We start from the raw sequence: 25,253 nt of genomic DNA on the forward strand, positions 1-25,253 counted from the left end.
AAAAGAGGCGGCGCGAGGGCGACGCAGATCGCCTGCGTCAGAACAGGGAAGGCAGACACGCCGCATTGCTTCAATGCCGCGTGATTTCGACTGAAGAAGGAAGGGTAAGGCCGTGCGCTATATGGGAAAGGTGTTCGGGCTGCTACTTGGATTCGCGACGTTGCCAGAGAAATCCAGACGGCATTTCCTGATGAAGCTGAACGAATTCATGATGATGTCGCCGTCGCAAAAGCGGCGGGCCGTCACCGAGTGGCAGCACGCCGTGGATGACGAGCCCGGCGAGCCGGACGAAACCGTGGTCAAGCACTAGGGAGCGGCTTCGGCCGCTCGGCGGGACGGGATGGATCGACGGCGTGGGGGCGCCGCCGATCGGACGGGCGTGGGCGGCGGACTGTCGACGGTTCATACCGCAATGTCGTGGTGCGCGCGCCAGCCGGCGAGATGGGCATGTGTGTCGACAGACCGCCACGCTTGATCGTACAGCCGTCTATTATCTTAAAATTGCGCTGCGCACCGCCCGGTTCGCTGGATGCCGCAACGCGATCGTGTTGCGGGATCGATTCGAGCTCCGGCGCGTCGCACAACATCGCACGTCGGGCCGCGTGTATCGGGAGAAAAGTAGAGATGGATGAATTTTTTGTGCGGGTGATGGTGGCGGACGATCATCCTTCGTCCGCGCTCGGGATGTCGCAGGCGCTCGCGGGCAGCAGCACGATCAAGCTGCTCGGCACTGTCTCGAATTCGACCGACCTCGTGGCGATGCTCGACGAGCAGCAGAGCGACGTGCTCGTCGTCGACTATGTGATGCCCGGCGGCAAGTATGGCGACGGTCTGTCATTGCTGTCCTTTCTGCAGCGTCGTTATCCGGCGCTTCGCCTCGTGACGATCACGATGATCGACAACCCGAGCGTGCTGCTCGCGATTCAGAAGCAGGGCGTCGGGTGCATCCTGAGCAAGTCCGATGCGATTTCGCATCTGGTGGGCGCGGTGCATGCGGCCTTCGTCGGGGCCAATTATCTGTCTCCGTTCGTCAAGAGGCTGCTGGAGGACTGCCAGCCGTCGGCGGGTGTCCGCACCTTGACCGCCCGCGAGATCGAAGTCGTGCGGCTTTACGGCGCCGGCCTGACGGTCGGCGAGATCGCCGTCCAGCTTCACCGCAGCAAGCAGACGATCAGTTCGCAGAAATCGAGTGCCATGAAGAAGCTCGGTATCGTTCGCGACGCCGATCTGATTCGCTACGCGAGCGAGGGCCAGCTGCCCGAATTGCCCGAGGCCAGTGCATAGACGGTGTCCGTCGGACACTACCGAGTGACCCGGACGGCGCACGACGCGGTGCCGACGCCGAGACGACTTCGACGACACTCATGCCAACCAAACTGAAAGCGCTGATCGCGCATGCCGCGGCCGCGGGCCGCAAGCCGTTCGAACCGGGGCGCGTGCGACGGCAGCAGCAATGGCTGCTGTACGGAAGCGGTGTGGCGATCACGGTGTTCGTCCTGGCCTGCGCGGCACTCGTCGTGCGGCTCGACCTGCAGGAATCGGTTGCGCATGAGCGGTCGGAGTTCCTGGTCCGCAAGGCCGACCTGCTGGCGGAGATGGAGGTGGTCAAGGCCCTCCAGAATCGCTATGTCGAAAACTTCGAGTTGATGGCTCGGCGCGGACCGACCACCCCGCCCGATGCGCTCGAGCCGTTTGTCGACGGGCGCGGCAGGCTGGCCGTCCTCGGACACGCGGGACGTGTAGCAGTGGCCGCGTTTGCGGCCGGTTCGTCGTCCCGGCCAAGGGGCGCCTACGCACCGTTTCTCGCGGCGTTTCTCGAGACGGTCGAGAAGACGGGCGTCATGCCGCCGAGGCAGCCCGGCGACCCGGGCATGGGCGGATATCTGATCGATCCGGCGGGCGACTTCGTCATCGTGACCGGGTATCCGCTGGTGAAGTCGACGCTCGCGCTGCCGGCCGGTTTCGACGTGAAGGCATTGATCCGGCAGCTGCAGCCGCCGGCCGATTTCGTATCGGCCGCCGCCGCGCCCGGCAATCGGCCGATTTTTCTGGACAGGCGGCAGGATCCGCTGCTCGGGCGGTCCGTGCTGCGGTTCGCGCAGGCGGTGCGAGATACGCAGGGCAAGCCGATCGCATGGTTTGTCATCGTCACGCGGCCGGAGATCGACGACATCCTGCGTTCCGCGTCCGCCGGCCAGAACTATGCACTGGTCGATTCGAACGCGAATGTCCTGACCGGCCAGCAGGCTGCGCCCGTGCTGACTGGCCGTGCGCTCGATTACGCGCGCGCGGCCGGAGGTGAACGGGCTGCCGCACACCGTGTCGGCACGAATATCGTCATCGGCGATCGCATGCCGGGATTCGACGAGGTACTCACCGCGACGCATTCGTGGCGCAGTGTGTTCGACGACGTGGCCGTCCGCCTGGGTATCGCAACCGGTCTCGCGTTGCTCGCGATCGGAACGGTGTGGTTCGCGATCGTCATGTTCGACCGGCGCGCGCTGCGCCCGGCCAACCGCCGCGCGATCCGGCTGATCGAAAGCGAGGCGCTCAACCGCACGCTGATTCGCACGGCGCCGGCCGGCATCATGCTGCTGTCGCTGGCCAACGGCGACACGATGGCGCGTAACGAAGCCGCACGGATTTACGGCGACGCCGGCACGGCGCCGTTGCTCGGCAAGCGCATCTGGCACGCATACCGCGACAATATCGCGGGCGGACGAAAGCCGCGCGTCGTCACGCACGAATTGGCGGTCGACCGGGCCGGTGGCGGGGCCGCCTACCTGGCCGCGCACATCGTCCGCACCCGCTATCGCGGCGTCGACGTGCTGCTTTGCACGCTGACCGACATCACCGCGCGCAAACAGGCCGAAGACAAACTCCATGAAGCGCGCGAAGCCGCGGACGACGCGAACAAGGCGAAGTCGACCTTCCTGGCGACGATGAGTCACGAGATTCGTACGCCGCTGAACGCCATCGTCGGCAATCTCGAATTGATGGCGCGCGCGGCGCTGCCCGCCGCGGAACAGCGCCGACTGCGGACGGTCATGTCATCGTCCGACGCGCTGTTGCGCGTGATCAACGACGTGCTCGATCTGTCGAAGGCCGAGTCCAACCAGATGGTGCTGGAAGCCGTGCCGTTCGACCTGCGTGCGGTGCTGCGCGACGTCGCGGCGATCTTTCGGCCGCTCGCCGACGCGAAACGGCTCGTACTCGAATGCCGCGTCGCGCCGGGGTTGGCCGACGGTTACGTCGGCGATCCGACCCGCCTGCGTCAGATCGTGTCGAACCTTGTCAGTAATGCGATCAAATTCACCGAGCACGGCAGCGTGACGATCGACGCGCTGCCGGCTGCCGCTTCCGGCAGGCCGCGCGGCGTCGAAATCGTGGTGCGCGACACGGGCATCGGCATCCCCGCGGAAGCGTTGCCGACGCTGTTCGACGTGTACGTGCAGACCGATCCGTCGATTTACCGGCGCTTCGGCGGCACCGGGCTCGGGCTGCCGCTCTGCGGACGTCTCGCGCGGCTGATGGGCGGCGCGCTGACGGTCGACAGCCGACCGGGTGCGGGGACGGGCTTCACCGCATCGTTGCCGCTGGCGGAGGCGCCGCCCGGATGGCGTGCCGCGTTCGACGACGAGCCCGCGGCAGCGGCGTTGCCGACGCACGCGGACGAAAGCGTGCCGCTGCGCGTGCTCGTCGCGGAAGACCACCCGGCGAGCCGCGTATTGTTGCGGGATCAACTCGATGCGCTGCGCTACGATGCGACGATCGTCACGAACGGCGTCGAGGCAATGCGTGCCTTCTTCGCGCGTTCGTACGACGTGGTACTGACCGATCTCGGCATGCCGGAACTCGACGGCTTTGCGCTGGCGAACTTCCTGCGCGAGCAGGGGGCGACGGTACCCGTGATCGCGATGACCGCGCACGCGACCGAAGAGGATCGCAGGCGGTGCGCGCAGGCCGGCGTCGCGGAAGTCGTGCTCAAGCCGCTGTCGATCGATGCGCTCGGGGCGGTGTTGCAACGCCATGGGGCGCGTGGCGCGACGGCGTTGCAGGCGGTCGATCGCGACGACCGGCAGGCGCCGCCGATGACGGACGCGATTCGTGAACAATTGCGTGCCGCGACACTGCACTCGCTGGCGACGATCGACGCCGCATTGCCGCGCGGCGACCACGATCGCGTCAAGGGCGAACTGCATTCGATGCGAGGCGGCTTTGCGCTGGCCGGCGACGCAGACGCGAGCGATACGTGCGCGAGAGGCGAGCGCGTGCTGGCCGCGGGCGGTGTCGATGCACTCCGGCCGGAGTGGCCGGAGATGCGCGTGGAGGTGGAGGCTGCGTTGTCGAGATTGTCCGGCGTCTGAACGATGCGACGCCATGCTTGCGGGCGCGATGGCGGGCGATGCCTGCGACGTTGACGGCCGACGACCATGCGCGCGCCGTGCCGGCGCGCGCACTGAATCGTCGAGCGGTACGCGCCGGCGAGCGTGTTCATGGACGGCGCGCGAAAACGATGAGGGGCGCACGGGCACCGCACGGCATTGCGCGGAACGGTGCAACGCTCGACCACCGGCTATCCCGCATGCCGCCGCCTCGGGCGGATGCCGGAGGCGCAGCTTCATGACGCGGAATTGGCCGTCGTGCGCCGGATCGACTGCGGAAGCCCGTCAGCCGTTGCGGAAGATCTCCGCGTAAGCGCTCAAGGCCGGCACGCCGCCAAGGTGCGCATACAGCACCTTCGACCCCGGCTCGAATTCCCCGCGCCGCACCTTGTCGATCATCCCGTGCATTGATTTCCCTTCATAGACGGGATCGGTCAGCATGCCTTCGAGCCGCGCGCACATCCGGATCGCCTCCAGCGTGCCTTCATCGGCAGCCCGTATTCGGGGCCGGCAAAACGCGTATCGAGCACGACGTCCCGGTCGTCGATGCGGCGCCCGAGTTCGACGATCTCGGCCGTATGCCGCGCGATGCGCGTGATCTGCGCATGCGTCTTCTCCGGCGTCGCGGACGCATCGATGCCGATCACGCGGTCCGCGCGCCCGTCGGCCGCGAAGCCGACGACCATCCCGGCCTGCGTGCTGCCCGTGACCGAGCAGACCACGATGTAATCGAACCTGAAGCCGAGCTGCGCTTCCTGTTCCCGCACTTCTTCCGCGAAGCCCACGAAACCGAGGCCGCCGAGCGGATGCTCGGAACATCCGGCCGGAATCGGGTAAGGCTTGCCGCCCGCCTGCCGCACGCTGTCCATTGCTTCTTCCCAACTGCGGCGAATGCCGATGTCGAAGCCGTCGGCGACGAGCCGTACGTCGGCCCCCATCATCCGCGACAGCTGGATGTTGCCGACGCGGTCGTATACCGGATCGTCGTAGTTGACCCAGTGCTCCTGCACGAGCACGCACTTCATCCCGAGATGCGCGGCGACGGCCGCGACCTGGCGTGTCTGGTTCGATTGCACGCTGCCGATCGACACGAGCGTGTCCGCACCCTGCGCGAGCGCATCGGGAATCAGGTATTCGAGCTTGCGGGTCTTGTTGCCGCCGAACGCAAGGCCGCTGTTGCAGTCCTCACGTTTCGCATACAGCTCGACCTTGCCGCCGAGATGCGCGCTCAGGCGCTTGAGCGGCTGGATCGGGGGCGGACCGAACGTGAGCGGATAACGGGGGAAACGTCGCAGGTTCGTCGACGCGCTCCGGGGGACGGTGGACAGGAAACCGGATCGGCGGGGTGCGGCTTGCACGCCGTGTCCCGATGGAAAAATGATAGGCAGGATGGTGCGAAATGGGCTTGCGAAATAAATAATGAAAACCTACGTTATCTGTGAGGTCAGGAATGAATGAATAATTTTGATTCGCAAAATTTCGAGGAAACGCAATGAAATTAGATCGCGTCAGTGCATCGCCGGCCGACGCCGCGGCGGCGCTCGACCGCATCGACCGCGCGATCCTGCGGCAGTTGCAGCAGGACGCGTCGATCTCGAACGTGAGCCTCGCGGCGAAGGTGAAGCTGAGCGCGCCGGCGTGCCTGCGGCGCGTCGAGCGGTTGAAGGAGATGGGATTGATTCGCGGCATCGTCGCGCTGCTCGACCCGAAGCCGCTGGGTGCCGGGATGCTGGTCGTGATCGGCTTCGTGCTCGATCGTTCGACGCCGGAAGCATTCGCCGAATTCGAGAAGGCCGCGCAGAAAGTGTCGGGGTGCGTCGAGTGTCACGTGGTGACCGGCGAATTCGACTACTTCATGCTGCTCCGCACGCGCGACAACGAGAGCTTCAACCGTTTGCATGCCGAACAGTTGCTGTACCTGCCCGGTGTGCGACAGGTGCGCTCGTTCATGGTGCTCAAGGAAATTCTGTCGACGCACGCGTTGCCGGTTTAGCGTGGAGCGCCGTCGATTCCCGCCGGTCCGTGTGAGAGCGGCGCATGCGCCGCGGCGTGGAGGGGCCGGGCGAACGCGGCGCTCGGCGGCTTGAAGCCGCTCGACGTGCGCGGTCGCGTTGCCCGATCAGCGCTGCCATGGCGCACCGCCTGGATGCGAGGTCTTGCCGAGACGCTCGCGTGCGTCGCGCACGACGGTCGCATCGAGTGCGCCGTCATCGGCGAGCGCCTTCAGCGCGGCGAGCACGATGCTCGCGCGATCGACCTCGAAGAATGCGCGCAGCGCGTCGCGCGTGTCGCTGCGGCCGAACCCGTCGGTGCCGAGCGTCACGTAGCGGCGCGGCACGTAGGCGCGGATCAGCTCGGGCACCGCGCGCACATAGTCGGTCGCGGCGACCACCGGGCCCTGCGTTCCTTCAAGCATCCGCGTGACATACGACGATGCCGATCCGTCGCCAAGCCGCGACAGCCGTTCGGCTTCCATCCCGTCGCGCTGCAATTCGCTGAAGCTCGTGACGCTCCAGACGGCCGCATCGATTCCCCAGCCGTCCTGCAGCATCCGCTGCGCGGCGAGCACTTCGCCGAGAATCGCGCCGGCGCCGAACAACTGCACGCGCGCGGCCGCGTTCGAGGCGGACGGCAGCCGGTGCATGCCCTTCAGGATGCCTGCGCGACGGGCGGCCGGATCGTCGCCGGGCATCGACGGCTGCGCGTAGTTCTCGTTCATGACGGTCACGTAATAGAACACGTCGCGCTGCTGCTCGACCATCTCGCGCATGCCGGCATCGACGATCGTCGCGACTTCGTACGCGAACGCCGGGTCGTACGCGCGGCAGTTCGGAATCGTCGACGCCGCGAGATGGCTGCTGCCGTCCTGGTGCTGCAGGCCTTCGCCGCCGAGCGTCGTGCGGCCCGCTGTCGCGCCGACGAGGAAGCCGCGCGAGCGCTGGTCGGCGGCGGCCCAGATCAGGTCGCCGATGCGCTGGAAACCGAACATCGAGTAGTAGATGTAGAACGGCAGCATCGGCAGGTCGTGCACGCTGTACGACGTCGCCGCGGCGATCCACGACGACACCGCGCCGGCTTCCGAAATCCCTTCCTCGAGAATCTGCCCGCGCGTGTCCTCGCGGTAGTAGAGCATCGAGCCGAGATCCTCGGGTTCGTAGCGCTGGCCGAGCGGCGAGTAGATGCCGACCTGCCGGAACAGGCTCGCCATGCCGAACGTGCGCGCTTCGTCGGCCACGATCGGCACGACGCGCGGGCCGAGGTCGCGATCCTTCAGCAGCGCTGCCAGCATGCGCACGAGCGCCATCGTCGTCGACATCTCGCGGTTCGCCGCGTCCAGCGCGAACGCACCCCAGGCAGGCATCGGCGGGACGGTCAGTCCTTGCGATGCCGCCATCCGCCTTCTGGGCAGATAGCCGCCCAGGGCAGCCCGGCGGGCATGCAGGTAACGCATCTCCGGGCTGTCTTCCGCTGGCTTGTAAAACTTCAACTGCTCGACGTCGCTGTCCGACAGCGGCAACCGGAAACGGTCGCGGAACGCCTTCAGGTCGTCGACGTCCAGCTTCTTCTGCTGGTGGGTCGTCATCCGCCCCTGGCCGATCGTGCCCATCCCGTAACCCTTCATCGTCTTCGCGAGGATCACCGTCGGCTGGCCGCGATGGGCGAGCGCGCGCGCATACGCGGCGTGCAGCTTGAGCGCGTCGTGGCCGCCGCGGCGCAGGCGGTCGATTTCCGCATCGGTCAATTGCGCGGCGAGCGTGTCGAGCGCCGGGTCGCGGCTGAAGAAGCGTGCACGGTTGTACGCGCCATCGTTCGCGGAGAAGGTCTGGAACTGGCCGTCGACGGTGTCGGCGAACGCGCGGGCGAGCGCGCCGGCGTGATCGCGCGCGAACAGCGGATCCCAGTCGGAACCCCACAGCACCTTGATGACGTTCCAGCCGGCGCCGGCGAACAACGCCTCGAGTTCGTCGATCACGCGGCCGTTGCCGCGCACCGGGCCGTCGAGCCGCTGCAGATTGCAATTGATCACGAACACGAGGTTGTCGAGCCCTTCGCGGGCGGCGAGCGACAGCGCGCCGAGCGATTCGGGTTCGTCCATTTCACCGTCGCCGAAGAAGCCCCACACGGTGCGGTTCGCGGTGTCCGCCAGGCCGCGATGCTGCAGGTAGCGCATGAAGCGCGCCTGGTAGATCGCGTTGATCGGACCGATGCCCATCGAGCCGGTCGGGAACTGCCAGAAGTCGGGCATCAGCCACGGATGCGGATACGAGCACAGACCGGGCCCGGCGATTTCGCGGCGGTAGTGCTTCAGGTGTGCCTCGTCGAGGAAGCCTTCGAGATACGCGCGTGCATAGACGCCCGGCGACGAATGCGGCTGGAAGTAGACGAGATCGCCGCCGGAACCGCCTTCGTCATGCCCTTCGCCCGTCGCCGCGCGGAAGAAATGGTTGAAGCCGACTTCGAACAGGTCGGACGCCGACGCATAGCTCGCGATGTGTCCGCCGAGCTCGCCGTATGCACGGTTCGCGCGCACGACCATCGCGAGCGCATTCCAGCGCAGCGCGGCCGACAGACGCGCTTCGAGATCGGCATCGCCCGGATACGGCGGTTGTTCGTGCGCGGCGATCGTGTTCACGTACGGCGTGACCGGGCCGCGCGATGCAGCAAGACCGCGCGTGCGCGCGTGCGCGGCCAGGCGATCGAGCAGGAACTGCGCGCGATCCTGGCCGACGTGAGCGACGACCGCGTCGAGCGCCTCCAGCCATTCGGCGGTTTCTTCGGGGTCGGCATCGGCATGCGCAAGGCCCGCGCGCCGCGTGGCGTCAATTCCGTTCGACAGGTCCGTCATCGCAGGTCTCCCGCACGCCGGTTCGGGCGGCGCGCAATCAGTGGCAATCGGTCGAATCATGCTACCCGTCGATCCGCAAAATATGCGTCTGATTTCATTGGAGTTTCACGGTCTGATAGTGTAAATATTCCGGTTATCGCCACTCTTTCGGAATATTTCGATCATGAGCACAAACCCGCGGCGGCTCGACCGCATCGACATCGGCATCCTGAACCAGCTTCAGCAGAACGCGCGGATCACCAACGCGGAACTCGCACGCGCGGTGAACCTGTCGGCCACGCCGTGCTTCAACCGCGTGCGCGCGCTGGAGAAGCTCGGGCTGTTCCGGCAGCAGGTCACGCTGCTCGATCCCGAGCCGCTCGGGCTGCGGATCAACGTGTTCATCCAGGTCAGCCTGGAAAAACAGGTCGAGGATGCGTTGCAGCGCTTCGAGGAGGCGATCTCGCAGCGGCCCGAGGTGATGGAGTGCTATTTGATGTCGGGCGACGCCGATTACCTGTTGCGCGTCGTGATGCCCGACATGCGCACGCTCGAGCGCTTCATCATCGAGCGGTTGACGACGATCCCCGGGGTGTCGAACATCCGCTCGAGCTTTGCGCTGAAGCAGGTGCGCTACAAGACCGCGCTGCCGCTGCCGGCGGCGGGGCTCACGCTCGTCGATCCGGACGAGGCGGCGTCCGACTGGAGTTGAGCGCGCGCCAGCCGACGAAGCGGCGACGATTGCCTGACATGACCGAAAGGAACGGGCCGGGACGCCTGTGGGCTTCGCGACGCGGTGCGGCACGATCGCGTATGCTCGTTTGGTCGCCGGCGAAGGCAGCCGCCGGAGCCGGTTCATTCGTGTGACGACCGATCAACGAGCGAGGGCATCATGGCAAGACAGACGATGGCGGAATACCTGGCGAAGACGCTGGCGGCAGCGGGCGTCGAGCGCATCTGGGGCGTGACGGGCGACAGCTTGAACGGCCTGTCGTTCAGCCTGAGCCAGATTGGCTCGATCCGCTGGATGCATACGCGGCACGAGGAAAGCGCCGCGTTCGCGGCCGGTGCCGATGCCGCGTCGACCGGCCGGCTCGCGGTGTGCGCCGGCAGCTGCGGCCCCGGCAACCTGCACCTGATCAACGGGCTGTACGACTGCCACCGCAATCACCAGCCGGTGCTCGCGATTGCCGCGCACATTCCGTCGACCGAGATCGGCCTCGGCTACTTCCAGGAAACCCATCCGCAGGAACTGTTCCGCGAGTGCAGCCACTTCGCCGAACTCGTGACGAACGCGTCGCAGTTCCCGCGCGTGCTCGCGCGCGCGATGCGTACCGCGATCGACGAGCGCGGCGTCGCGGTGATCGTGCTGCCGGGCGACATCGCGCTCGGCGACGGCCCGGACGAGGCGCCGGCATGGAGCGAATCGGCGCCGCCGTCGATCCTGCCGGCCGATGCTGATCTCGACCGGCTCGCGGCACTGCTCAACGCATCCGACGCGGTCACGCTGCTGTGCGGCAGCGGCACGCAGGGCGCGCACGACGAAGTGGTCGCGCTGGCCGACACGCTCGGCGCGCCGGTCGTGCATGCGCTGCGCGGCAAGCAGTTCGTCGAATGGGACAACCCGTTCGACGTCGGGATGACGGGGCTGATCGGCTTCAGCTCGGGTTATCACGCGATGGAATCGTGCGACACGCTGCTGATGCTCGGCACGGATTTCCCGTACCGGCCATTCTATCCGGCGAATGCGAAGATCGCGCAGATCGACTGGAAGGGCTCGCAGCTCGGTCACCGCGCGCCGCTCGCGCTCGGCCTCGTCGGCACCGTGAAGGAAACGATCGCGGCACTGCTGCCGCGCCTGACGCGCAAGACGCAGCGGCGTTTCCTCGAGAACGCGCTGAAGCACTACGCGGCCGCGCGCAAGGGGCTCGACGATCTCGCGGTGGCCGAGCCGCCCGGCCGCGCGATCCATCCGCAGTACCTGACGAAGCTCGTCGACGACGTCGCGGCCGACGACGCGATCTTCACGGCCGACGTCGGCACGCCGACGTTGTGGGCCGCGCGCTACCTGACGATGAACGGCAAGCGGCAGCTCCACGGCTCGTTCAACCACGGGTCGATGGCGAACGCGATGCCGCAGGCGCTCGGCGCGCAGGGCGCGCATCCGGGGCGGCAGGTCGTGTCGCTGTCCGGCGACGGCGGGCTGTCGATGCTGCTCGGCGATCTGCTGAGCGCGCGCCAGCTCAACCTGCCGATCAAGATCGTCGTGTACAACAACAGCCTGCTCGGCTTCGTGTCGATGGAGCTGAAGGCGGCCGGTTATCTCGATACGAACGTCGACCTGAGCCCGACGGACTTCGCGGCGATAGCGAAGGGCGCGGGTATCTTCAGCGTGCGGGTCGAGCACTCGGAGAACGTCGAGCACGCGTTGCGCACGGCGTTCGAGCATGACGGACCGGCCGTCGTCGACGTCGTGACGTCGAAGTACGAACTCGCGATGCCGCCGAAGATCGAGCTCGCGCATGCGAAGGGCTTCAGCCTGTTCATGCTGCGCGCGATCCTCAGCGGGCGCGGCGACGAGATCGTCGAGCTCGCGAGAACCAACCTGCGGTGACGGCAGCGCGTGCGCCGCATGGCGGCCGCGTCGGGAACGCCGGCGCGGCCGCTCGCATCGACGGCCGGCGCGCGCGCCGCGATCGCGGCCGCGCGGCAGCCGATCCGGCTCGTCGGCGCACGTGAGCGCGTGCATATGCTGCAGTGCGTCGATCGCCGGTCGGGCACGAATTGATCAGGCAAATCAGGGACAATCTTCACGTCGCCTTAAGTTTGCGTTTCCTAGAATCGATTGATCGCCGCGCGTCCCGCGGCGGACCGATTCGCCCAGGAGGATGCGCATGCCGAAGCACCGTGTCGCCGTAGCCTTGTTCCACGCAGTCATCCGCCTGTCGAGGCCGATGACGCAACCGCTCGAGGGTCGCCGATGATGTGGCCGAACGCATGGCGGGTCTCGGCGCTGTTCGTGCGCGAGTGGGTCGGCCGTCCGGCCGCGGTGGGGGCGTTGTGCCCGAGTTCGCGGCACCTGGCGCGCGAGATGGCCGACGCGGTACCGGCTGGCGACGGGCTGGTCGTCGAGCTCGGCGGCGGCACCGGCGCGATCACCGCGGCGTTGCTCGAGCGCGGCGTCGCGCCGCGGCGCCTCGTCGTGGTCGAACGCTCGCCCGCGTTCGTGCGGCATCTGCGACGGCGCTTTCCCGGCATCACGATCGTGTCGGGCGATGCGCGGCAGCTCGAGCGGCTGCTGCCGCCCGATGCGCGCGTCGATGCGATCGTGTCGTGCCTGCCGTTGCGCACGCTGCCGCGCGAGGACGTGGCGGCGATCGTCGATCAATGTCACCGCGTGCTGTCGGCCGACGGCGTGATGATTCAGTTCACGTACGACCTGCGGCCGCCCCGCCGCCATCCGCTCGGCGATGCGGCGTTTGTCGCCAGCGGCAGCCGGATCGTCTGGTCGAATCTTCCGCCCGCGCGCATCGTGACCGTGCGCTGTGCCGCCGCGGAATACGCGGGCTGACTCGATCGAAACGTCGTAAGCGGACCCTGGCCGTTTTTTCCGTTTTCGCCGCCGCGCGACATGGATCGCCGCCGCCGCGCTACACGCGTGCGCGGTTCGTCACTTGCACCGCCGGCCGTAACGCGAGCCGCTTGATCAGGCGGTCGAGCGGCGTCGCGTAGCCGCGCGCGATGACGGCACTCGACCCGGCCGACAGCACCAGATACGCGACGAGCAACGCCAGCTTGCCGTCTCCGTGCGTGCCCGACGGCGGCCACACCGTGCGCAACGCGCCGAGCACGATCAGGTGGAACAGATACAGCTCGTAGCTGAGCCGGCCGCTCCAGCGCAGCGGCGCGAGCACGCGACCGTGCGCGCGTTCGCGTTCGGCATGCGCGCCGATCAGCAGCACGGCGGTGCCGAGCGCCATCGCGGAGACGCCGGGCACATGGCTTTCGGCAATCGGCCACGCGAGATAGAGCGCCGTCATTCCCGCCGCGACGAGCCATTGCACGGGCGCGGCCGCGAGCACCTGCCAGCGCGCGCGTTCGGCCAGCAGCGCGGTGCAGCAGCCGATCGCGATGCCGTCGAAGCATGCAAAGTACGCATAGAGGAAGCCGCCTTCGTCGCCCGGATGCGTGTAGCGATACACGGGGCCGATCGCGGCGATCAGCAGCCAGAACGCGAACAGCCGCCCGTCGCGGCGCAATGCGATGCACAGCAGCGGAAACGACAGGTAGAACACCTCCTCGACCGACAGCGACCACAGCACGCCGAGCGCGTAATTGACCCAGCCGTATGCGCCGATCAGCACGTTCATCCAGAACGTGAGCGACGCGAGGTTCACGAGCCAGTACGACACGGCGATGCCCTGCGGCGCATGGTTCGTGAAGATCGGCACGCCGGCCGCCGCGAGGCCGTTGACGAGCGCGAGCAGCAGAAGCAGGCAAGGGACGATCCGCGCGATACGCGACACGTAGAACGCGCGTACGTCGAGCGCGCCGAGGCTGCCCCAGCGGCGGCGCGCATTCGACGTGATCAGGTAGCCCGAGATCGCGAAGAACATCGTCACGCCGTAGTTGCCGTTGCGCACGATCGCGTGGATGGTGTCCCAGCCGAGCACGCGCGCGAGCGCGGTGTCGCGCAGCGGATACGCGATGTTGAAGTGATGCAGCAGCACGAGCAGGATCGACACGCCGCGCAGCAGGTCGATGCGTGCGTTGCGCCGTCCGGTGCTCATGGCGACGCGCCTGCTTCGGCGAGTGCCGGCAGCGCCGCGAGGAACGTGTCGCGCGAGCGCAGGCCGGCATTCGGCGTTTGCCGCGTGTCGTCCTGGATCAGGTTCGCGAACACCAGCGTGCGCGATCCCTTCGTCGCCCAGCCGACGAACCAGCCGTACGCATGCGCGCCGTCGTATTTGAGACCCGGCGAGCCGGTGCCGGTCTTGCCGTGCACGATCCAGCCGCCCGGTTGCGCGTCGATCAGCGTGATGCGCTCGGTCATGTCGTACGCATGCGCGCTGACGGGCAGCGTGCGGCGCACGATCTTGCGCATGAACGCGACCTGTTCGAGCGGCGAGATCCGCAGCGACGAATTGGCCCACGCGCCCATCACGCCGCTCAGTTCACCCTGCTTGCTGGTGACGTCGGCGTTGCCGTAACCGAACGCGCTGGCGTACTGCTGGAAGCGTGCCTGTCCGAGCGCCTGCGCGACCTGCTCCGAATACCAGAAGATCGACAGCTTCATCCAGCGCGCCGGGTCGGTCGGTTCGCGCCACGGCGCACCGCCCCAGTCGGGGTAGCCGGCGTGGAAGTCGAGCGTGGGCGTGTGCTCGTCCGTCAGCACGCCGGCGTCGAAACCCATCAGGCTGATCGCCACCTTGAACGTCGATGCGGACGTGACGCGGGTCGCGCAGTCGCCTTGCTGCACGAGCACTCGGCCGGTGGCGGCGTCGGCGACGACGGTGCAGACGGGATGGGCATGGGCGGATGCGGCGGCCAGCAGGCCCGTGGCGAAGGCCAGCAGCGCGGTGCGGCAGTGCTTCAAGTGTTGCTCCCTGGAAAGCGTGCGGAAGTTGCGCGGGGCGGGCGGGGAAGCGGGCAGCCGCGCAATCGGAACGACGGCCTGCTTTGAAGGGGAGGGCGGATCGCGGCCGTCGGGATCACACAGTGTATCGGCTGATCGCGGGCCGTTGACCTGTCATGGTTGACGGGGTGCGTGCGGCTTTCGGCGGATGGGGCTGCCGGCGCCCGTCACGGCACGGCGTGATCCATGAAAAAACGCGCCGGCAGGCTGGCGCTTGCGGGCGGGCGAAGACACCTCGGGCCGACCGGCGCGGGTGTCGCGTGAAGGAGGGAGAACCGGGTTGCGTCAGAACTTGTGGCGCAGCGCGAGGCGCACGGCCACCTGGTTCGACGTCGACGACGGTGCGTCGGTGCCGGGGATGAAAGCGTTGTCGAGGATCGCGTTCGTCTTGTCGCCGGCGATGTGCTGGTACGCGGCCTGCACGTACACGTCGGTGCGCTTCGACAGGTTGTAGTCGGCCATCAGCCCGACCGAGTGGATTTTCGGCTTCGCGTCGCCGGTCGATGCGTCGTACTTCTCGAGCGACAGGACATACTGCGCGCCGACCATGAATGCCGGCGTGATCTGGTACGAGCCGTTCACCTCGAAGTTCTGGTACTTGATCGCGCTGACCGTCGCCCCCGGCGCGATGATCGCGCCCGGCGTGCCGAGGTAGCCGTTGCCGGTCGGGTTCTTGTAGTTCGAGTTCGTATACGCGAAGCCGACGGTCGCGGGCCCGAACGAGTAGTTGATGCCCGCGCCGAACACGCGCATGCGCTCGGCGATGTAGCTCGCGTCGTTCGCGGTGATCGCACCGGCCGAGCCGTCGCCCGGGCGGTTCGCCTGCAGGTAGGCGGCGCCGATCAGCAGCCCGTTGTTCTGGTACTGCGCGCCGAAGCTGTAGGCGCGGTGTCCGAGAAGTTCGTGCTGTTGCTGAAGCTGTACGCGCCGCCGAACTGGAAGCCGCCGAAGTTCGGGCTCGCGTACTTGACGGTGTTGTCGAGCCGGAACGAGTTGTCGGTGTTGTCGTTGTCGAACGGATGCGCGAGCAGGTAGCCGCCCCAGTTGCCGTTGGCGGTGGTCGGCGCGAGATAGTCGACGACGGAATCGTACTGGCGGCCGAACGTCAGCGTGCCGTACTGTGTCTGGCTCAGGCCGACGTACGCCTGGCGGCCGAACATGCGGCCGCCCTGGTTGAGGCGGCCGGTGTTCACGTCGAAGCCGTTTTCGAGCTGGAAGATCGCCTTCATGCCGCCGCCGAGATCCTCGCTGCCCTTCAGGCCCCAGCGGCTGCCTTGCGCGTAGCCGCTGGCCATCTCGTAGACGTGGCCGGTGCCGACGTTGTTCGTGTAGTTCAGGCCTTCGTCGATCACGCCGTACAGCGTGACGCTGCTTTGCGCGAACGCGGGCGCTGCGAAGGTTGCCGTCACGGCGAGCGCCGTCAGGGTCTTTTTCATTGAGATCTCCGGGATATCCAGCGTGTATCGGTTGTCGTGAGCGCGTCCGGCGAGGCGCGCCCCCGTCATCCGGGGCGATCCGGCGCCGCGCGCGGCGCCGGCAACGTGCGGCGGCGCGGCAACGGCGGCGTCGGGTCGTGTCTCCTCCGATGACACCGCGCATTCTTCCCAAGCCGAAACGGATTCGAAAGCGAGTAATTTCGATGGACGGGATCGGGTTCGCCAATGGGGGCGGCGCAGGCCGTTTCGACAGTCGAAACGGCGGGGACGGCGCGGCCGTTCGACACCGGCCGGGGGCGTTCGAACAGGCGCCCGCGCCGGGTCATGGCCGGCTGCCTGCAATCGCCTGCAAGGCCCGTCCGGCGGGCCTCCTGGGGGCGATGGCGATCGATTGGCGCCGCCGATTGCAATGATCGGAATTACTCGTTTCCCTAAACAAAATGGCCGCTCGAACATGCAGGCTGACCGGACGTGGATGCATTCACGATGCGCCGGTTGCCGCGCATGCCGCGACGCACAAACAACAGATTCGATTTGGAGACGACCCACCATGCAGATTCGACGACTGAAAACGGTCCTTCTCGCCGCCGCGGCGATCCTGTCCGCGCCCGCGGCCCACGCGGCCGGCGGCGCGTGCGCCGACGGCAAGACGGTCCATTTCGCGGGCATCACATGGGAGAGCGGGTCGTTCGCGACCGAGGTGCTGCGGCAGATCATGGAGAAGGGCTACGGCTGCAGGACGGACGTCGTGCCGGGCAGCACGGCCGCCACCGAAACGGCGCTCGCGCGCAACGACCTGCAGATCTGGGCCGAGCAGTGGATGGGCCGCAGCGAGATCACCGCGAAGGCCGTCTCGTCGGGCGCCGTGAAGCTGATCGGCGACACGCTGCCCGGCGGTACCACCGAAGGCTGGTTCGTGCCCGACTACGTGGTGAAGGGCGATCCGGCGCGCAACATCAAGCCGGTCGCGCCGGGGCTCGCGTCGGTCGACGATCTGCCGAAGTACAAGCAGGTGTTCGCCGACGAGGAGGAGCCGGACAAGGGCCGCTTCCTGAACTGCCCGACCGGCTGGGACTGCGAGCGCGTGAACACGCGCCTGTTGCGCGTGCTGAAGCTCGACCAGTCGTACACGAACTTCCATCCGGGCACGGGTGCGGCGCTGGATGCGGCGATCGCGTCCGCGTACCAGCGCGGCGCGCCGATCGTGTTCTATTACTGGGGCCCGGCCGCGCTGATGGCGAAATACAAGTTCACGGCGCTGAAGATGCCGGCCTTCAACGAAGCATGCTGGAAGACGCTGCGCGACGAGAGCAGCACGCATCAGTGCGCGTCGTCGTACATGGTGTCGCGGCTGACGGTCGGCGTGTCGAAGCCGTTCGCCGATGCGAACCCCGATCTCGTCGGCGTGTTCGGCAAGGTGCGGTTTCCGATGGACTTCCTGAACCAGACGATCCTCGAGATGACGACGAAGAAGATCGACGGCGCGGCGATGGCCACGCAGTTCCTGAAGACCCGCCCGGACATGTGGAAGCAGTGGGTGCCGGCCGACGTCGCGCAGAAGATCGCCGGCAGCCTGAAGGGCGCGTAACCTGCGCGCGGCGGCGGGCCCGCGCTCGCCGCCGCCGTCACGCGCCTTCGCGGCGCGACGGAGAATCAACATGAACGGCTTCTTCCTGCACCTGTCGATCGCCGACTGGGTCAACCGCGCGCTCGAGACGTTCGTCGCGCAATACGGCGACAGTTTTCATCACTTCAGCACGCTGCTGCTGCGCTACCTGCTCGTGCCGCTCGAAGGCGCGTTGCGCATGGCGCCGCCGTGGCTCGTGCTGCTGGTCGTCGGCGCGATCGCGTGGAATGCGACGCGCCGCATCGGCCTCGGCGCGCTCTTCATGCTGCTGCTCTACGCGATCGGCTGCTTCGGCCTGTGGGACAAGCTGATGCAGACGCTCGCGCTGATGCTCGTCGCGACTGTGCTGTCGGTCGCGATCGGCGTGCCGGTCGGCATTCTGGCGTCGCGCAGCGCGTGGTTGCGGCGGATGCTGCTGCCGGTGCTCGACGTGATGCAGACATTGCCGAGCTTCGTCTACCTGATCCCGGTGCTGATGCTGTTCGGCCTCGGCAAGGTACCCGCGATCCTCGCGACGATCATCTACGCGCTGCCGCCGCTGATCCGCCTGACCGATCTCGGCATCCGCCAGGTCGATCCGGACGTGACGGAAGCCGCGCGCGCGTTCGGCACCACGCGCTGGCAGCTGCTCGTCAACGTGCAATTGCCGCTGGCGCGGCCGAGCATCATGGCCGGCATCAACCAGACGACGATGATGGCGCTGTCGATGGTCGTGATCGCGTCGATGATCGGCTCGCGCGGGCTCGGCGAGGACGTGCTCGCGGGCATCCAGACGCTCGACGTCGGCAAGGGCACGCAGGCCGGCCTCGCGATCGTGATTCTCGCGATCGTGATCGACCGGATCAGCCAGGGCTTCGGTCAGGAGCGGCGCGCGCGGCGGCGGCTTGCGCAGCAGCGCCGGCAGAAGGGTGCATCGCGCGTGCCGTACCGGCTGCCGCGCAATGCGTCGGCGCCGAGCGTCGATTCGAATCAGGCGACGCAATCGTCGCGCGCATAGGAGCGGAGACAGACATGGCGACCATCGACGTCAAACACGTGTACAAGCTGTTCGGGCCGCAGGCCGCGCATGCGCGCGTGCTCGACCTGCTGCGGGCCGGCAGGCGCAAGGCCGACGTGCTGGCCGAAACCGGCTGCAACGTCGGGCTCAACGACGTGAGCCTCGGCATCGAGTCGGGCGAGATCTTCGTGATCATGGGGCTGTCGGGTTCCGGGAAATCGACGCTCGTGCGGCACTTCAACCGGCTGATCGAGCCGACGGCCGGCGAGATCGTGATCGACGGCAGCGACGTGATCAAGCTCGACGCGCACGGGCTGCGCGAGCTGCGCCGCTACAAGGTCAGCATGGTGTTCCAGAACTTCGGGTTGCTGCCGCACCAGACCGTGCTCGACAACGCCGCGTATGCGCTGCGCACGCGGGGCGGGAAGCGGCACGACGCGGCCGACGCGGCGCGCAACTGGCTGACGAAGGTCGGGCTCGACGGCTACGGCGATCATTACCCGGACGAGCTGTCGGGCGGGATGCGGCAGCGCGTCGGGCTGGCGCGCGCGCTGGCGGCCGACACCGACGTGCTGCTGATGGACGAGGCGTTTTCGGCGCTCGATCCGCTGATCCGCACCGAGATGCAGGATCAGCTGCTCGAGCTGCAGGCGACGCTGTCGAAGACGATCGTGTTCATCACGCACGATCTCGACGAGGCGCTGCGCATCGGCGACCGCATCGCGATCCTGCGCGACGGCACGCTCGTGCAGGTCGGCACGCCCGACGATATCCTGTCGCGGCCGGCCGACGATTACGTGAAGCGGTTCGTCGAGAAGCGCACGAGCGTGAACTGACCTGGCGCATCGTCTTGCTCAGGCCGCACGGTGCGCGGCCGTCGTCAACACGATCTTGCCGATGTGCACGCCCGAATCGATCAGCGTGTGCGCATCGCGCGCGTCGTCGAGCGAGAAGGACCGAAACACCTGCGGCCTGACCGTGCCGGCCGCGACGTGCGGCCACAGGTGCCGTTCCAGCTCGGCGATGAGCGCGCCTTTCTCCTCGGGCGTGCGCGAGCGCAGCGTCGAGCCGATGTGCGTCAGGCGCTTGGTCATCATCGGCCACACGTCGAGTTCCTTCGCCGGCCCGTTGAGCGCGCTCACCTGCAGGATCCGGCCGTTCGTCGCCGCGGCCCGGTAATTGCGCGCGACGTAGTCGCCCGCGATGATGTCGAGGATTACGTCCACGCCGGGGCCGGCGGTGATCCTGTCGACTTCGGCGACGAAATCCTCTTCCCGGTAATGCACCGCGTGATCCGCGCCCAGCCGCAGGCTCGCGGCGCGATGAGCTTCCGAGCCGACCGTCGTGATGACGGTCGATGCACCCATTGCCTTCGCGATCATCGTCGCGGTGGTGCCGATGCCCGACGCGCCGCCGTGGACCAGCACCGATTCGCCGGCCTGCAGCCGTCCGCGCTGGATCAGGTTCAGCCACACCGTCAGGAACGTTTCCGGCATCGCCGCGGCTTCGATCATGTCGAGGCCGGGCGGCAGCTTCATCGTGGTGAGGCGGTGGGCGACCGCGTATTCCGCGTAGCCGCCGCCCGTCACCAGCGCGCTGACCTGATCGCCCGGGACGAATTCGCGCACGGCCTCGCCGGTCGCGACGACTTCGCCCGCGAGCTCGAGGCCCGGGATGTCGGACGCGCCGGGCGGCGGGTGGTAGTGCCCCTTGCGTTGCAGCACGTCCGGGCCGTTCACGCCGGCGGCGTGAACCCGGATCAGCACTTCGTCGGCGTTCGGCCGCGGCACCGGGCGCCGTGTCGTTGCCAGCACCTCGGGGCCGCCGGGGCGGGTGATTTCGACTGCCGCCATGTCGGCGGGAAGGGGCGCGTGCGTACCGGACATGTTTGCCTCGCAACGGGTAGATGAGTGATCGGTGAAAAAAGTATAGGCTTCTGGGTTGATGAATTCGCGCAGCGATTTTCAAGACAACAGATGCAAATTTGCATCACTTCAGGAGAAGGCCTTTGAACTGGGACGACGCGCGGATTTTTCTCGCCATCCACCGGGAACGCAGCCTGCGCGGCGCCGCGCGGGTGGTCGGGCTCGACCAGGCGACGGTCGGCAGGCGGCTCGCGGCACTCGAGCGCGCGCTCGGCGCGACGCTGTTCCTGCGCACGTCGGCCGGTTACGTGCCGACCGCGGTGGGCGAGGTTGCGCTGCGCAACGTGGAGAAGATGGAGCAGTCGGTGATTGATCTGATGCGGCAGACCCAGGGCGTCGACCGGCGCCTTGCGGGTGACGTGCGCGTGACGACGACCGATACGATCGGGCTCGAATTCGTGATGCGCGCGATGCGCAACCTGCACGACGAGCATCCGGACGTGCGTGTGCTGCTCAACACGTCGACGCAGGTGGAGAATCTCGCCAAGCGCGAGGCGGACATCGCCATCCGCACGATCAAGCCCGACAACCCCGATCTGCTCGTGCGCCGGCTTGCTGCGTGGCCGACGGGGTTATACGCGTCGGCGGACTATCTGGACCGGCATGGCGAACCGGTGCCCGGCACCGGCTTCGACGGCCACGATCTCGTGTGCTTCCTGCCGCACCTGAATGCGCGCCGCCCGCTCACGATGGTCGGCGAGCCGGTTCGGGCCGGACGGATCGTGTCGGGGCTGAATTCGAATCTCATGCTGCGCGCGGCGGCGCGTGCCGGGCTCGGGCTCGCCGAACTCCCGGTGCCGATCGCGGAGCGAGACGGGCTGGTGCGCGTGTGGCCGGCGCGTACGTCGGCGCGCCCTTACGAAGTCTGGATGGTGACGCACAAGGATTTGCGGCATACCGCGCGGATGAGCGCGATGATCGATCACATCGTGCGGGTGTTCGACGCCGTGCCGGCATCGGGCGGTGCTTGGGGGGATGCCGGGCACGTGTGACGCGAGCCGGAAGGGCGGCAGGCCGCGACGGGATGCGGGCCGTCCGCGTCGATCGGCGCGGTGCAACGCGCCGTGCCGTGTTTCATTCCGGTTCGCGTATCGCCTGCCGTTACGGTTCGATCGACAGATACCGCGGATAGCGCCCGCTGCCGTAGTTGTCAGGCATCCTGCATTTCTGGTAACACTGCGTCAGCCGGAACGCGGCCTTCTCCCGGTCCGTGTCGTCGCCGTCCTGCAGCCAGATCGCGTGGCTTTTCTCCGCGAGCAGGATCAGCAGGCGCCGTCTGGTGGCCGACAGGGCCGAACGCTCCAGCAGGTCGCAGACGAGATTGGCCGTGACCATGCCGAACAGCCGGCGGTGCTCGCGGCAGTCGCTGGACGCGAGCAAGTGCATCGCTTCGGTGAATGCCGCTTCCGCCTCGGCCGCGGATTGTTGAAGCGTGATCGCGGGGAGCGCGAGTGCCGTGACGTAGAGGCGATCGTCGGCGTCGAACCGGTCGAGCGGCGCATGCAAGTCCCGCGATTTCTCGAGCACCGCATGCTGGCGATCGATCCGCCGGCGCGCATCGGCCGGTGCATCGTCGTGCGCGTCCACGAGTCGTTCGAGCGCGTCCATTCCCGCTTCCCAGTCGCCGAGATGCTCGCCGAATACATGCGTCACGAGCGCCGCCAGCTCGACGAGGTCCTGCGCGCCCATCGGGAGCGCCAGCCGTTCCCGCAGGCGGGTCGCGACCGCTATCGGCTGCTTCGTATGCTCCTGCCAGTCCCGGATCAGCAATTCGCGCAATGGCTCGTCGTGTACTTGCATTGTTTCCATGCATTCCTCCGTTCGGTTGCACGAATGGTAGGAGCGGGGATCGCGTGTGTACAGTGCAGGTTTGTCAGATATATGATGCATTCAACGCAAATCTGCGAGGAGCACGGCGTTGAACCGAATCGACCTGAACCTGTTGCTGGCGCTGAAGGCGCTGATCGACGAGGAAAGCGTGTCGCGCGCGGCGCGCAGCCTCGATTTGAGTCCGTCCGCGATGAGCCGGACCCTTGCCCGCGTTCAGGACGCGATCGGCGACAAGGTGCTGGTACGCGCGGGCAAGGGCATGGTGGCGACCGAAACGGCGCGCCGGCTGAAGGCGCCGCTCGACCGCATCCTGCAGGATGTGGAACAGCTGCTCGGTGCGCAGCACCGGTCGATCGACGCGCAACGCGTGTTCAACATCAGCGCCAACGACGGATTCATCGATTCGTTTGCGGTGCCCATCATCGAGCAGGCGTACGCGGCATGGTCGCATGCGAAGCTGCGGTTCCTGCCCAAGCACGAGAAGACGGTGGCGCGGCTGCGCAGCGGCGAAGTCGATATCGAAATCGGCGTGATCGGCGAGACGGGGCCGGAAATCATGGTCCGCAAGCTGTTCGACGACCGCATGGTCGGCGTGCTGCGCAAAGGCCATCGGCTGGCGCGGCGCCGGATGACGCTGGACGCGTACCTGTCCGTGCCGCACATCAGCGTGTCGCGCAAAGGGCGGTTTCACGGGCCGATCGACGATGCGCTCGGCGAGCAGGGGCGCGAGCGGAACGTGATCGCGGTGGTGCCGAACTTCAAATCGGGCATCGAGCTGGCCCGGCGTTCGGACTGGATCGTGCAGGTGCCGGAGAAGCACACCGCTCAGGCCCGGCGAGACGTCGTGACGTTCGAGTTGCCGGTCGCGACGCCGGGGCTGGCGATCTCGATCATGTGGCATCCCCGCTTCGACCGGGACACGGTGCATGCGGGGCTGCGGGACCTGATCGTGAAGGTTTGCCGGCAGGTCGTGGACGCGGGGAACGGCTGAGGGCCGGCGGCCGCCGCCGGCCCTGCCGGCGTGGCGTCACTCACTGTGCGACCGTCTCCCGTTGCGTCGACGGCATGCCGGCCCGCTCCGCCAGCGCAGCCTCCGCCAGAATCAGGTCCGCGCCCTTCTCCGCGACCATCATCGTCGGTGCATTGATGTTGCCGGACGTGATGTTCGGGAAGACCGACGCATCGACGATCCGCAGCGCCTGCAGCCCGTGCACGCGCAGCGACGCATCGACGACGGATGTCGCCGCGTCGAGCCCCATCGCGCACGAGCCGCACAGGTGGTAGATCGATCCCGATTGCTCGCGGAAATACTGCAGCATCGCTTCGTCGGTGTCGACCTGCGGCCCCGGCGAGATTTCCTCGACGGTCATCGACTTCAGCGCCGGCGCGCGCATCAGCGCCCGGATCACCTTGCTGCCCTGCACGGCTTCGTCGAGATCCTTCTGCGTGGTCAGCGCGTTGATGTGGATCTTCGCGGCATCTTCCGCGCGGTTCGACGCGATCTCGATCGTACCGCGGCTGGTCGGCCGGCACGGGTTGAACGCGATCAGGAAGCCCGAATACGGCTCGGGCTTGATGCTCGCACGGTCGCTCTTCGGAATCCGGTACGACAGCGGGTTGAAGTACAGCTGCAGGTTCGGCTCCCGCACGTCAGCCGAGCCGCGGAAGAAGCCGCCGGCCTGGTTAACGCTCATCGCGAGCGGGCCGCGCTTCGTCAGCAGGTAGCGCAAGCCGATCTTCATCTTGCCGAGCAGCGTGCCCATCTCGTCGTTCAGCGTCGGCCGGTTCGCCTTGAAGTAGAAGCTCACGCACAGATGGTCCTGCAGGTTGCGGCCGACGGCCGGCAGCGCATGCGCGTGCTCGGCGAGGCGGACGGATTCCCGCCGCTGCCGGCGGCCGATCTCGAACTGCATCGCTCGCCCGGCATCTGCGATCCGCTGACCGACGATCTCGTGTCGCTGATCGAATCGATGGTCGACGAACGACGGCGCGCGTCGCTCGAGGCGTTTGCATAGCGCAGCGGTCGCGCGGCAGGGGAGGCGTGGGGTCGAATCGGTACGGCGCGCTGCGCTCTGCATGCCGTTTTTTGCGTCGCCGCGGCATTTTTTTGCACGACGTTTATGCCGTCTCTTCTAAGCTGGGGGACATGTCGAACAGCCGGGACGGCTCCCGTCCACTCCATGACCTTCATCCATCCCTTTCCCGCCTTCGATGTCGCCGGCCGCCAAATGCGCGCCGGCACCCGCACCCGCGTCATTCCGTTGCCGCCGCCGCGCCCGCGCCTGCAGTTGCCCGTCACGCTGACGGCCGATTCCGGCGAGCACGCGCGCGAGCGGCTCGCGGCGCTGCTGCATTCGCCGCTCGGCGTGTATGTCGTCCGCGCCCGCGCGGTGCGCGACGTGATCCACGTTCATTTCGAGATCGCGCCGGAAGACCTGGACTTCACGCTGCACTTGCTGATCGCGCAGCAGGCCGGTGCGGTGATCGGGCCCGTCGCGCGCCGGTTGCATGTCGGGCCGCGGGCCCGGTGACGCGGGGAACGGTTGTTGCTCGTACACGGACGGTTCGTTTGCTCCGCCGCCGGATCGCCGGT

At 67.4% G+C, this 25,253-nt stretch carries 20 protein-coding genes and 3 pseudogenes; 15 read left to right on the top strand and 8 right to left on the bottom strand.

The annotated features are described in order from the left end of the window. Nucleotides 1-121 precede the first annotated feature (121 nt). From VXM69_RS03245 to VXM69_RS03255, 3 genes are all read left to right on the top strand, one after another. Nucleotides 122-310, top strand: coding sequence for a hypothetical protein (locus tag VXM69_RS03245; protein ID WP_034188544.1), 189 nt, complete (start codon nt 122-124; stop codon nt 308-310). 314 nt (nt 311-624) lie between these two features. After that, nucleotides 625-1,284, top strand: coding sequence for a response regulator (locus VXM69_RS03250; protein ID WP_034188543.1), 660 nt, complete (start codon nt 625-627; stop codon nt 1,282-1,284). 80 nt (nt 1,285-1,364) lie between these two features. Continuing rightward, nucleotides 1,365-4,367, top strand: coding sequence for an ATP-binding protein (locus tag VXM69_RS03255; protein WP_367188982.1), 3,003 nt, complete (start codon nt 1,365-1,367; stop codon nt 4,365-4,367). Nucleotides 4,368-4,670: 303 nt separating this feature from the next. On the opposite strand, the pseudogene VXM69_RS03260 reads toward VXM69_RS03255, so the two are convergent. Further along, nucleotides 4,671-5,713 (bottom strand): annotated as a pseudogene (locus VXM69_RS03260) (1-aminocyclopropane-1-carboxylate deaminase). Between the two features lie 164 nt (nt 5,714-5,877). Between VXM69_RS03260 and VXM69_RS03265 the strand changes: the two are divergent. Beyond that, the gene (locus VXM69_RS03265) at nt 5,878-6,378 is read left to right on the top strand and encodes an Lrp/AsnC ligand binding domain-containing protein (RefSeq protein ID WP_034188541.1); all 501 of its coding nucleotides are present in this window, start codon (nt 5,878-5,880) and stop codon (nt 6,376-6,378) included. Between the two features lie 126 nt (nt 6,379-6,504). Here VXM69_RS03265 and mdeB read toward each other — a convergent pair whose 3' ends face one another. Then, nucleotides 6,505-9,231 carry an alpha-ketoglutarate dehydrogenase gene (mdeB, locus tag VXM69_RS03270; protein WP_367188983.1) on the bottom strand — a complete coding sequence of 909 codons (2,727 nt, stop codon included), beginning with the start codon at nt 9,229-9,231 and terminating at the stop codon, nt 6,505-6,507. A gap of 163 nt (nt 9,232-9,394) precedes the next feature. Here mdeB and VXM69_RS03275 point away from each other — a divergent pair, with 163 nt between their 5' ends. The 4 genes from VXM69_RS03275 to VXM69_RS03290 all read left to right on the top strand — a co-directional run bounded on the left by VXM69_RS03275 (nt 9,395) and on the right by VXM69_RS03290 (nt 12,781). Next, nucleotides 9,395-9,922, top strand: coding sequence for an Lrp/AsnC family transcriptional regulator (locus VXM69_RS03275; RefSeq protein ID WP_014900480.1), 528 nt, complete (start codon nt 9,395-9,397; stop codon nt 9,920-9,922). A 180-nt stretch (nt 9,923-10,102) separates the two neighbouring features. Then, nucleotides 10,103-11,824, top strand: a complete 1,722-nt coding sequence (poxB, locus tag VXM69_RS03280; protein ID WP_069704398.1) for a ubiquinone-dependent pyruvate dehydrogenase — start codon at nt 10,103-10,105, stop codon at nt 11,822-11,824. Between the two features lie 9 nt (nt 11,825-11,833). Further along, on the top strand, nt 11,834-11,998 hold the full coding sequence (locus VXM69_RS03285) for a hypothetical protein (RefSeq protein WP_367188984.1): 165 nt from the start codon (nt 11,834-11,836) through the stop codon (nt 11,996-11,998). Nucleotides 11,999-12,190: 192 nt separating this feature from the next. Then, nucleotides 12,191-12,781 (top strand): class I SAM-dependent methyltransferase, encoded by a 591-nt coding sequence (locus VXM69_RS03290; RefSeq protein WP_367188985.1) that lies wholly within the window; start codon nt 12,191-12,193, stop codon nt 12,779-12,781. A 79-nt stretch (nt 12,782-12,860) separates the two neighbouring features. Here the strand turns inward: VXM69_RS03290 and VXM69_RS03295 are convergent, their stop codons facing one another. The 3 genes and pseudogenes from VXM69_RS03295 to VXM69_RS03305 form a co-directional block, all read right to left on the bottom strand. Next, the gene (locus VXM69_RS03295) at nt 12,861-14,000 is read right to left on the bottom strand and encodes an acyltransferase family protein (RefSeq protein WP_367188986.1); all 1,140 of its coding nucleotides are present in this window, start codon (nt 13,998-14,000) and stop codon (nt 12,861-12,863) included. Continuing rightward, the gene (blaOXA, locus tag VXM69_RS03300; protein ID WP_367188987.1) at nt 13,997-14,806 is read right to left on the bottom strand and encodes an OXA-1043 family class D beta-lactamase; all 810 of its coding nucleotides are present in this window, start codon (nt 14,804-14,806) and stop codon (nt 13,997-13,999) included. The genes VXM69_RS03295 and blaOXA overlap by 4 nt, the downstream gene beginning before the upstream one ends. A 324-nt stretch (nt 14,807-15,130) precedes the next feature. After that, nucleotides 15,131-16,950 (bottom strand): annotated as a pseudogene (locus VXM69_RS03305) (porin). Here VXM69_RS03305 and VXM69_RS03310 point away from each other — a divergent pair. From VXM69_RS03310 to VXM69_RS03320, 3 genes are all read left to right on the top strand, one after another. Further along, the gene (locus VXM69_RS03310) at nt 16,832-17,869 is read left to right on the top strand and encodes an ABC transporter substrate-binding protein (protein WP_367188988.1); all 1,038 of its coding nucleotides are present in this window, start codon (nt 16,832-16,834) and stop codon (nt 17,867-17,869) included. The pseudogene VXM69_RS03305 and the gene VXM69_RS03310 sit on opposite strands and share 119 nt — an antisense overlap. A 70-nt stretch (nt 17,870-17,939) precedes the next feature. Next, a complete protein-coding gene (locus VXM69_RS03315) occupies nt 17,940-18,905 on the top strand; it encodes a proline/glycine betaine ABC transporter permease (RefSeq protein WP_034188532.1) in 966 nt (321 codons plus the stop codon). Nucleotides 18,906-18,919: 14 nt separating this feature from the next. Beyond that, nucleotides 18,920-19,741 (top strand): glycine betaine/L-proline ABC transporter ATP-binding protein, encoded by an 822-nt coding sequence (locus VXM69_RS03320; RefSeq protein WP_053092594.1) that lies wholly within the window; start codon nt 18,920-18,922, stop codon nt 19,739-19,741. Nucleotides 19,742-19,759: 18 nt separating this feature from the next. Here VXM69_RS03320 and VXM69_RS03325 read toward each other — a convergent pair whose 3' ends face one another. After that, nucleotides 19,760-20,791, bottom strand: a complete 1,032-nt coding sequence (locus VXM69_RS03325; protein WP_367188989.1) for an NAD(P)H-quinone oxidoreductase — start codon at nt 20,789-20,791, stop codon at nt 19,760-19,762. 122 nt (nt 20,792-20,913) lie between these two features. Here VXM69_RS03325 and VXM69_RS03330 point away from each other — a divergent pair, with 122 nt between their 5' ends. Next, nucleotides 20,914-21,822, top strand: coding sequence for a LysR family transcriptional regulator (locus VXM69_RS03330; RefSeq protein WP_069704405.1), 909 nt, complete (start codon nt 20,914-20,916; stop codon nt 21,820-21,822). Between the two features lie 109 nt (nt 21,823-21,931). Here the strand turns inward: VXM69_RS03330 and VXM69_RS03335 are convergent, their stop codons facing one another. Then, nucleotides 21,932-22,639: a hypothetical protein gene (locus tag VXM69_RS03335; RefSeq protein WP_367188990.1), complete on the bottom strand. Its 708-nt coding sequence runs from the start codon at nt 22,637-22,639 to the stop codon at nt 21,932-21,934. Nucleotides 22,640-22,748: 109 nt separating this feature from the next. On the opposite strand from VXM69_RS03335, the gene VXM69_RS03340 reads away from it, so the two are divergent. Beyond that, nucleotides 22,749-23,651, top strand: coding sequence for a LysR substrate-binding domain-containing protein (locus tag VXM69_RS03340; RefSeq protein ID WP_034188529.1), 903 nt, complete (start codon nt 22,749-22,751; stop codon nt 23,649-23,651). A gap of 40 nt (nt 23,652-23,691) precedes the next feature. Here the strand turns inward: VXM69_RS03340 and VXM69_RS03345 are convergent. Continuing rightward, a pseudogene (locus VXM69_RS03345) lies at nt 23,692-24,507 on the bottom strand (GMC family oxidoreductase); the annotation flags it as partial. Between VXM69_RS03345 and VXM69_RS03350 the strand changes: the two are divergent. Together VXM69_RS03350 and VXM69_RS03355 are read left to right on the top strand one after the other, a co-directional pair. Beyond that, nucleotides 24,475-24,675 (top strand): hypothetical protein, encoded by a 201-nt coding sequence (locus VXM69_RS03350; RefSeq protein ID WP_083286463.1) that lies wholly within the window; start codon nt 24,475-24,477, stop codon nt 24,673-24,675. The pseudogene VXM69_RS03345 and the gene VXM69_RS03350 overlap by 33 nt on opposite strands. A 165-nt stretch (nt 24,676-24,840) precedes the next feature. Beyond that, nucleotides 24,841-25,191, top strand: coding sequence for a hypothetical protein (locus VXM69_RS03355; RefSeq protein ID WP_367188991.1), 351 nt, complete (start codon nt 24,841-24,843; stop codon nt 25,189-25,191). Nucleotides 25,192-25,253 lie beyond the last annotated feature (62 nt).

It is taken from the genome of Burkholderia sp. Ed8, from assembly GCF_040761425.1.
Classification (GTDB): Bacteria; Pseudomonadota; Gammaproteobacteria; order Burkholderiales; family Burkholderiaceae; genus Burkholderia; species Burkholderia seminalis.